Annotated in this window: 8 protein-coding genes; 1 reads left to right on the top strand and 7 read right to left on the bottom strand. The window is 40.0% G+C overall.

What is annotated here, in order from left to right; all coding sequences use genetic code 11:
• Positions 1 to 155: 155 nt before the first annotated feature.
• Positions 156 to 1,010 carry a class II fructose-1,6-bisphosphate aldolase gene (gene fba, locus R8925_RS10625; RefSeq protein WP_036072113.1) on the bottom strand — a complete coding sequence of 285 codons (855 nt, stop codon included), beginning with the start codon at positions 1,008 to 1,010 and terminating at the stop codon, positions 156 to 158.
• Positions 1,011 to 1,294: 284 nt separating this feature from the next.
• Positions 1,295 to 2,212, bottom strand: coding sequence for a diacylglycerol kinase (locus R8925_RS10620; protein ID WP_430535842.1), 918 nt, complete (start codon positions 2,210 to 2,212; stop codon positions 1,295 to 1,297).
• A gap of 448 nt (positions 2,213 to 2,660) precedes the next feature.
• Here R8925_RS10620 and R8925_RS10615 point away from each other — a divergent pair, with 448 nt between their 5' ends.
• A complete protein-coding gene (locus R8925_RS10615; RefSeq protein WP_430535841.1) occupies positions 2,661 to 4,958 on the top strand; it encodes a GW domain-containing glycosaminoglycan-binding protein in 2,298 nt (765 codons plus the stop codon).
• Positions 4,959 to 5,008: 50 nt separating this feature from the next.
• Here the strand turns inward: R8925_RS10615 and R8925_RS10610 are convergent, their stop codons facing one another.
• From R8925_RS10610 to pyrG, 5 genes are all read right to left on the bottom strand, one after another.
• Complete coding sequence (locus tag R8925_RS10610) at positions 5,009 to 5,833, bottom strand: aldo/keto reductase (RefSeq protein WP_430535840.1); 825 nt, start codon at positions 5,831 to 5,833, stop codon at positions 5,009 to 5,011.
• A 454-nt stretch (positions 5,834 to 6,287) separates the two neighbouring features.
• Complete coding sequence (locus R8925_RS10605) at positions 6,288 to 7,097, bottom strand: ABC transporter permease (RefSeq protein ID WP_430535839.1); 810 nt, start codon at positions 7,095 to 7,097, stop codon at positions 6,288 to 6,290.
• A complete protein-coding gene (locus R8925_RS10600; RefSeq protein ID WP_430535838.1) occupies positions 7,094 to 8,005 on the bottom strand; it encodes an ABC transporter ATP-binding protein in 912 nt (303 codons plus the stop codon). The genes R8925_RS10605 and R8925_RS10600 overlap by 4 nt, the downstream gene beginning before the upstream one ends.
• A complete protein-coding gene (locus R8925_RS10595) occupies positions 8,005 to 8,205 on the bottom strand; it encodes a PLD nuclease N-terminal domain-containing protein (protein ID WP_430539436.1) in 201 nt (66 codons plus the stop codon). The genes R8925_RS10600 and R8925_RS10595 overlap by 1 nt, the downstream gene beginning before the upstream one ends.
• Before the next feature lie 102 nt (positions 8,206 to 8,307).
• Complete coding sequence (gene pyrG, locus R8925_RS10590; RefSeq protein WP_430535836.1) at positions 8,308 to 9,903, bottom strand: CTP synthase; 1,596 nt, start codon at positions 9,901 to 9,903, stop codon at positions 8,308 to 8,310.
• Between the last annotated feature and the right edge of the window lie 104 nt (positions 9,904 to 10,007).

The raw sequence follows: 10,007 nt of genomic DNA, 5'->3' as shown, positions 1-10,007 counted from the left end.
ATATTCGTAGTTCGGGGCTCGGTGATAACAGCTTTGGGGATTACATGCTCGCTTTGCTCGCATGCATATTGGTGCTGTAATTCATTTCATTCATAACAGCACCAACAAATACAACGAGCCGAATCTCGGCTCGTTGTCTAATATTGCATATAAAATTATGCTTTGCCGTTTGAACCAAATTCTTGGATCTTCGCAACAACTGTTTTCACAATCGCGTCTTTACCAGGTCCGATAACTTTACGTGGATCGTAAACTTTATCGTCTGTAGCTAATTTTTCGCGAACAGCGGCAGTCCAAACTATTTGGCACTCCGTGTTAACGTTGATTTTGCTGTGACCGTGTTCGATTGCTTGTTTGATTTGGTGTTCAGGAATTCCAGATCCACCGTGCAGTACTAGAGGAGCACCTGTTAATTTTGAAATTTCTTCCATTTCTTTGAATCCAAGAACTGGCTCACCGTGGTAAGGGCCATGTACAGAACCTAACGCTGCAGCAAGTGCATCAATGTTAGCTTCTTTTACAATGCGTAGACATTCAGCAGGATCAGCATAGTTGATTCCACCAGTTACGCCGTCTTCTTCTCCACCAACAGTTCCAACTTCTGCTTCAACAGAAACACCTTTTGAATGAGCGTAGTCAACAACTTTTTTAGTCATTTCAACGTTTTCATCGATTGGGTGATGAGAACCATCAATCATAACAGATGAGAATCCTGCATCAATAGCAGCTTTACAAGAATCAAAAGATGAACCATGATCCAAGTGAATTGCAACTGGTACAGTGATTTTTAGGTCATGCATAAGTCCTTCAGTCATTTTAACTACTGTCGTAAATCCGCCCATGTATTTCGCTGCTCCTTCAGAAACACCAAGGATTACAGGGGATTTTTCTTGCTCTGCAGCTTCTAAAATAGCGCGAGTCCATTCAAGGTTATTGATGTTGAATTGACCTACAGCATATTTACCAGCTAACGCTTTGTTCAACATTTCAGTCATACTAACGATAGGCATAATACATTTTCCTCCTCAGGAATATAAAAGTGTGGGCATAAGCCAGATAAATCGGCGACAAGCGTTCGCTTTTGCTCGATTTGTGTAAAGCCAAGTATTCTTCCTGCCCAAAAAGAAAAGGGCATGTCCATTCTTCGGCCTCATTCGAGCTTAGTTCCAGACTCTTACAAAATTTGATTTTCTGCTGTGAAAAATAACGAGCGCTATTTTTCCTAACATTGTTATAATACCAGATTTGTGAGTAGTTTACCATAGTGAAGGTCGATATTTTTGATGTAATCGTTTTATTTCTGTAAACGGTTCTGGATTCGTATTCTATCTGCTAAAATTACTAACTTCTCAGGTAAAACCTCCAATTTATAGGGTGTTTCTCCTCCGTACACGCCATCATAACTGATGTTTAAGCTTGTATCGCATTCGATTTGTGCTTGCTTTGTTCTGACATACACAACATCCTGACTTTGCAGATGAGAGCCGTTTTTGATGGAGACAAGCAATTTCAGCAGTTTTGCGGGAGAAACTTTCTTTAAAATAAGCAAATCCATATAACCATCATTTAGTATTGCTGGTGGGCATAGTTTTTCCATTCCACCGACGCTGTTTGTCAGTGTAGCAAATAATAATAAAATTTTACCTTCAAATACACCGTTATCGTGCGTTATTTTGACTTGCTTAGGTGCTAACTTCGGTAATAGCTTTATGCCACTTACTAGGTAAGCAAGCCGTCCAATTTTATTTTTCATCGATTCTTTAACAGCATACGTAATCTCGGTTATTTTTCCACCGGCTGCATTATTTATAAAATATTCATCATTTGCTCGGCCAACATCGACTTTTACTGTTTTACCTGAGGCAATGATGTGTAGCGCTTCAATCGGGTCTTTAGCCATTCCGAGTGCTCGCGCAAAATCGTTCGTTGTTCCAACCGGCAATACGCCAAAACTAGGTTGTGATGGTGCCTGCATTAGACCATTGATAACATCGTTTACCGTACCATCGCCGCCTGCCGCGACAATGATTTCAAATCCATCCAATACGCCTTGCTTGGCGATTTTAGTCGCACTCTTTACTTGTTCTGTCGTTGGGATTAAGGTAACGTCAAAATCCGCCTCTTCTAAAATTTGTTCTGCAACTGGCATTAATTTCTGAAACTTACGTTGCCCAGCCACTGGATTATATATGATCAACATTCGCTTTAACAACTATTTCCCCTTCTCTCATGCAGTGATAATCTTAGTTTCTTATTTTCCACCTTCATTGTCAAACTGGTTGCCTCAGGACACATCATTTTTGTCAAAAAATCATGCGTTATTGTTCTATTTCTGTAAATAAAACACATATAAAGATTTCCAAAGTGATATATTGCTTACAAATTATTCTTTTGGCGCAATTTAGACATACAATTGTAAGTAATTTGTCAATTTTTAAGTTAAATCTCCTAAAACAACTGCTGCTAGGAGAGTGCTCTAATCATAATATCTAGTTATATTCGCTCAAATTAACCTCTAAATAGGGAAAGCCTGTTGACTCTCTTCTTGTTTTTCTCCATAATGGAAGTGTTCTATGTGTACATCTAGAATTAACTGGGAATATCTAATTTTATACCGTGTATTTTTATTACTAAAGGGGACTCAGAATGGAGATGAAAAATTGAAGACTTTATTAAAATCAGTTATTGTGACGGTCGGCCTGACCACTGTTGTTTTACCGATATCAGTCCTAGCTGATGAAGAACCTGCTGATACTAGCGCAGTCACAGCAAAAGATGGATCGCAAACGATTGGTGATGACTCAATCTACGTACCGAAAGCAGAACGAGAAGGCACATTCACTGGAGATTTACATGCTGATGAAAATCCAGATGCACCAATTCCTGATCGTAGCAGAGTTTTAAACGCAAGAGCAACTTATCCAAACGTAAACAACTACATCAAATCAAATAAGTTTACCAATGCTAAATTGAGTAGTCAAATTCAGTCACAATTTGAGAAATTCAACTATCGCAATGGCTATGGCAAGCCAGAAGGTGTTGTTTTACATGAAACAGCGAATCCGAATTCAACGATTCAGAACGAAATTGACTATATGAGCCGTAATTGGGAAAATGCTTTTGTGCATAGCTTTGTGGATAAAGGCAACATTATTAATATTCATCCAACAGATTACGGTGTTTGGGGAGCAGGCCGGTTTGCCAATGCGCGTTTTGTTCAATATGAATTGGTTGAGCACAAAACGTTTGATGAATTTGCTCGTTCTATTAATAACTACGCCTATTATACGGCCTACATCTTAGACAAGTACAAGTTACCGATTGATAGCGCTGAAACAGATGGTGTGGGAACTGTTTGGACGCATAATGCAGTCAGCAAATATCTCGGTGGTACGACGCATACCGATCCAATTGGTTATTTTAACAAATGGGGTTATAGCTACAATGAATTCTTGGCGTTAGTAACTGAGAAGTACAATGCGATGAGTAAAGATACCATTCTTTCTAACGTACCATTTGCCGCTACAACCTATGCACAAGTTAAAAGCGCCGCTGGAAATACTGTTTGGTCCGCCCCTTTTAATACAGCCGGATCCAGCGAAGTGAATCCACTTTCTGCGTATACTGGTAAAAATTTAAAACTGTTACGTGAAGCAAAAACCCAAAGTGGCACATGGTATCAGTTTAGTATTGATGGGAGAACGATTGGCTGGGTCGAGAATAAAGCGGTCGCAACATTCTATACACCTAGCATGGAGCAATCTGCAAATCTAACGCGCTACGTCAACGTTCCCACTGAATCCGTTTATTATTTCCCAGTAATCGATAGTTCCATGCGTAAAGGCACATTAGCTGCTTATACGAATAAACCGTTACTTGCACACAAGCAAATTACGCTAAATGGGACATTATGGTACCGACTAATGAATGGCTCAGAAGCTGTTGGTTGGGTTCGTGCATCCAGTCTTACAAGTACAGTTTATGATCAAATTATTTATGATAAAGTAATGAGTGCGACAACATACGCTAGTGTCAAAACTGCGGCTGGAAACAATGTCTGGACTGTACCGAATGGAACACTCGGCGCTAAAGTTGTCAATCCGCTTTCTAGCTACAACGGCAAAAATTTAAAACTAATTCGTGAAGCAAAAACAAGCAAAGGCACCTGGTACCAATTTTCCATTGACGGCAAAACAATTGGCTGGGTAGATAGTAAGGCTGTTTCAATATTCTATACGCCAAGCATGGAACAAACAGCAAATTTACCACGTTATGTCGCACTGCCCAAAGATTCTGTTTATTACTTCCCAGTAGTCGACAGCTCTACTAGACGTGGCGATTTAACAAAGTATCTGAACTTAAAATTAACAGTTCACAAACAAATTACGCTAAATGGAACACTTTGGTATCGATTAATAAATGGTGCTGAATCGATTGGCTGGGTACGCGCAGTGAGTGTTACACCAACCAACTACGACCAACCCGTCTATGATAAAACGTTAACTGCATATGGCAAAACAAAAACGACTGCCAATCAATATATTTGGAAAATAGTTCCGAATACGTATGGCGTTAATTCCAAGATTGCACCACTTTCTAATTACAGTGGTAAAAAGCTCCGCATCTTGCGTGAAGCAAAAACAACTGGTGGTCTATACTACCAAATCAGCTCGAACGGTCAACTTCTTGGCTGGGTAGATGCAAGTGCCCTCACCAAATTTTATGATGCGGCGATTGCTGAAAAGCCAGTAAATTTAACGAAAAAAGTAGCTAATCCATCCGGTATACTCTACTCGTTCCCTGTTGATGATCCACCGATTAAAGTCGGAACGCTTACTAATTTTGCTAGTAAAACATTAACCGCAGATCGTCAAGCAAATATTGAAGGAAAAGTATGGTACCGTCTTAAAAATGGAAATGTCGTTATTGGTTGGACCTTAATGGCAAACCTTAAATAATAGAAAAAGCAGTAAATCCGCTCGAAATGGATTTACTGCTTTTTTTCATGTTAGAAATTAAAATTATCTGGATCTGGACCAGTGCGCTCATTTTGATTCAAGCTGTCGATTAGCGCCATCTCTGAATCCTTCAATTCAAAATCAAAAATATTCGCATTTTCAATAATACGGTTTTGGTGGACGGATTTTGGAATCGTCACAATACCATGTTGTAAATCCCAACGTAAAATAACTTGAGCCACAGATTTTTCATAAATTTTTGCGATAGAATTAATGACGCTATTATTGAGGATTTTACCACTGCCAAGCGGGCTCCATGCTTCCACCACGATATTTTTGTCTGCGCAATATTGGCGTAATGGCTCTTGAGACAACAAAGGATGCAGTTCAATCTGATTTACCATTGGCGCAATTTTAGCATCTTTTAGCAACTCGTCCAAATGATGTTCATGAAAATTACAAACACCAATAGCACGTACTTTTTTATCCGCGTATAGTTTTTCAAAGGCACGCCAAGTATCTACAAATTTGCCTTCCACCGGCCAATGAATTAAGTATAAATCGACATAATCTAAACCTAATTTCTCCAAACTAGTATCAAAAGCAGCTAATGTTGATTCATAACCTTGGTCAGCGTTCCATAACTTCGTCGTTACAAAAAGACTATCGCGTGGTACTCCTGACTCTTTAATCGCGCGACCAACACCTTCTTCATTTTTGTAAGCCGCTGCTGTATCAATGCTCTTGTATCCCGTTTCAATTGCCCATTTCACGGAATTCACTGCTTCTTCCCCATCATTTACACGCCAAACGCCAAAGCCAAACTGTGGCATTTTCACGCCATTTGCAAGTGTCACCGTATCATTAATGTTCATTTTACCAGCCTCCCGATTTCTATTTACCTCTCTACTATACACCTAGTGCCCCCCAGAGATGCAAGCCTTATGCCTCCTCGCTTGAAGCACATAAAAAAAACCATCGCGGAAAAAGGGGGGAAACCGCGATGGTCAAAAAGGAGTTTTATCGGATGAGCAACTACTAAAAAGGGGGGAAAAGTAATTGCTATCCTCTTTACATTCTCTATAATACAGGTCATACATGATAAGCAATCAAGAAAGAGATTAGAAGTTCATGAAAAATAATTAACGATTACCTTTGCACAAAAAAACCAAGCAGGTAGGGGAACCAACTTGGGAAAAAGGAGTTTAGATTACCTATTACTAAAAAGGGGGAAAAGCGATAAGTAATCTTGTTTACATTTTATATATTACATCAGCCACCTAACATTGAGAGGAAAATTACATGAGATTTCCATTAAAGTTTGCAAACCTATTCATGTGAACTACCAATATGGAAGCTTTTCTTCGTCAATAAGGAAATCGATAGGGCTAGCAAAATAACGATATACACTACCGAAATTAACAAATTCCCCACAAAATAATCCTTCATATCTCCCGTCATAATAATACTCGTGGCATTGGCGCTCAAATAAGCAGGATTGAACATTTGCCCCCAACCAGAAATTCCGCTCACTAATTCTAGAATTATCACGCCACCTGCACCTATCATCGCAACAACTGCCGCGCTTCGAAATACGATTCCTAAAAGCAGTACAATGGATATTATCGATAGTAGCCATACAAAATAAACACCAAATCCAGCTAAAATACTCGCCATTTCAATTTCACCATACAACAAGAAAACATAGTAATATGCTGCAAAATAGCCTAGCCCTAACGCAATAAATGCTAATAAGACCTGTGAGCACCATTTTGCTAAAATATATTCCCACGCTTTTACTGGCCTTGTTAGAATAAACGCAAGCATACCGTTATTCTTCTCAGAAATAATCGCACCCATCAAGGCCACAATTAAAATAATGATACCTAGCTGGTCAAATTGAGAAGATAGTGTCCCAGCCATAACTTGTTGCGCATTTACTCCACCCATCAAGTCTGCAATAACTTCTCCTTGCTCACTTCCACCGCTACCCACAGCACCCATAATCTGCGGTAAATAATACATCATCAACGGTTGCATCAGGCCAAGAATCGCAAACACAACTGGTAACCAGACCCATTTCAAACTTCGCCATTGCTCCATCTGCTCTTTTAAGAAAAGTGTTCCCATGTTGTTCATTTCTCCACCATCCTTAAAAATACATCTTCCAATGTTTCCTGTGCCTGGCTCACACTCGTCCAAGCTATACCGGTCTCCATCAACACGCGTAAAATGGCTTCACGTGCCACACCAACATCTCCTTGATAATGCAAATATACAGCGCCATGCTTTTGCTCTATTCGACTAATTGCGTCCTCTTTTACGATAGCTAGCTCAAATTTTGTCGTATCAGCACCACTCCGCAATACAAAAACAGACGCAGCATTTGCTTGCACCAAATTAGCAATCCGGTCGTCTGCCACAATCTCGCCTTCTCGAATAATGCAGACTCGTTCACATACTTCTTCAACATCCGCCAATATGTGCGTAGAGAACAGTAATGTCGTTTTACCTTTTAAAGACTGAATCAGTTGAATGATTTCACGGCGCCCAATTGGATCAAGTGCTGAAACAGGCTCGTCCATAACCAACAGCGCCGGACGATGCAAAATTGCCTGAGCAATACCTAGTCGCTGTCTCATTCCTCCTGAGAAAGTAGTAATTTTCTGCTTCAAACTTGCATCTAGTCCAACTTGGGCCAGCACCTCTGGAATCCGCTCCCGTAAGTCCTCCTTATCCATTTCTGAAAGTTTTCCCATGAACTGTAACGCTTCTGTCGCTGTCATCCACCCATAAAAATTAGGATATTGAGGTAAAAAGCCGATTTGTCGCTTCATTTCAGCATGCTTCCCACCACAAATCTGAATCTCCCCACTATCAGGATTAATCATATCCACAATCATCTTTAAAATTGTCGTTTTCCCAGCACCATTCGGCCCAAGAAGCGCTACACATTCTCCTGTAACTAATTGAAAATCAATATCCTTCACAGCTTGGTAATCCTCAAAGCGTTTCGATAAATTACTAACCTCTAATATTTTTTCCATTAGCGGTAATCCTTCCGGCCAAAAATAAAGTAAATGATTGGGCCAAATGTACTTACAAATAAAATTAGAATCAACCATAAAACAGGGTTTTGTCGACTGCTCCAATGGCGAATCAAGTCCACCAAAGCTGTCACAGTTAGTATTGCGTATAAAATAAGTAATGGTGCTAATAGTGCTAAAGTATTCGACATAATAACCATCCTTTCCAACTCCGTCTGTTATACAAATAATATAACAGATGCAAAATAAAGTCAACCACAAAAAAGCCGAGCGTACACAACGTATACTACTCGGCCTAAAAATTATTTTTTCAATGATGCTGCAATAAAATCATGGAATAAACGCTGTGGGCGCGTTGGGCGTGAAATAAATTCTGGATGATATTGACATGCCACAAACCAAGGATGATCCGTAATCTCTACAACCTCGACAAGGCGGCCATCGGGGCTCGTAGCTGATACAGTCATTCCCGCATTTTCTAATTGCTCGCGATATTCATTATTAAACTCATAACGATGACGATGACGTTCCTCAACCAATGTCGTACCATAGGCTTCCGCAGTTTTTGTTTCCTCTTTAATTCGAGCTGGATACAGGCCTAGACGCAACGTACCGCCCATATCTTCCACATGCTTTTGCTCTGGTAATAAATCAATAATCGCATGTGGTGTTTTCGGATCGATTTCTGCAGAATTCGCGCCTTCTAGTCCCATTACATTACGCGCAAATTCAATTGTCGCCAATTGCATCCCTAAGCAAATACCGAAATAAGGTACTTTATTTTCACGCGCAAATTTAATCGCAGTGATCTTACCTTCAATACCACGATCGCCGAATCCACCAGGAACTAAAATCCCATCTGCATTACCAATCTTCTCTTGCACATTTTCAGGTGTAATTTCTTCTGAATCTACCCAATCAATTTGCAGCTCAGCATCATTTGCATAGCCCGCATGACGCAATGCTTCTGCAACAGAAAGATAGGCATCGGGTAAAGCCACATATTTACCAACCAGCGCGATGCGAACTGTTTTCGTCAAGTTTTTCACTTTATGAACGAGTTCTTCCCACTCTGCCATATCAGCAGCTGGAGCTTCCAACTGTAAGTGATCCAGTACGATTTGATCCATCTTTTGCGCTTGCAATGAAAGTGGTACATTATACAACGTTTCCTCATCGCGTGCCTCAATAACCTCAGAAGCTTTTACATCACAAAATAGAGCGATTTTTTCTTTCATTTCTTGGGAAACTGGTTGCTCTGTACGAACAACAATAATATTTGGCTGAATACCATAACTACGAAGCTCTTTTACACTATGCTGTGTAGGTTTCGTTTTCATCTCTCCAGCAGCTCTGATGTAAGGTATCAAAGTGGTATGAATGTAAAGCACGTTTTCAGCACCCACATCGCTTTTAATTTGGCGAATAGCCTCGATAAACGGCAATGACTCGATGTCACCAACTGTTCCACCGATTTCCGTGATAATAATGTCGGAATCCGTCATACGCGCCGCACGGAAAACCCGATCTTTTAATTCATTCGTAATATGCGGAATAACTTGCACCGTTCCTCCAAGATAATCGCCACGACGCTCTTTCTTAATAACCTCGGAATAAACTTTCCCCGTTGTTACATTGCTGTACTTGTTCAAATTAATATCGATAAAACGCTCATAATGACCTAAATCCAAGTCCGTTTCTGCACCATCATCTGTTACAAAAACCTCCCCATGTTGATAAGGACTCATCGTCCCAGGATCGACGTTAATATAAGGATCAAATTTTTGAATCGTTACACTAAGTCCTCGGTTTTTAAGCAGTCTACCAAGTGAAGCAGCCGTAATCCCTTTACCAATCGATGAAACAACGCCACCTGTTACAAAAATATACTTTGTCATTGTTCTAAAATCTACTCCTTTCGCCTTATCGAAATTCATTTTCGGGGTGGAGAACCTTTACTTGCAAAACATCATTGCTAAAAAAAGAAAAATGTGCAATCCAT

The sequence above is a fragment of the Listeria rocourtiae subsp. hofi genome (genome assembly GCF_963575615.1).
In the GTDB taxonomy this organism is placed as follows: domain Bacteria; phylum Bacillota; class Bacilli; order Lactobacillales; family Listeriaceae; genus Listeria_A; species Listeria_A hofi.
Note: the sequence above shows the minus strand (reverse complement) of the source record. Positions and strands in the feature narration are given on the sequence as shown.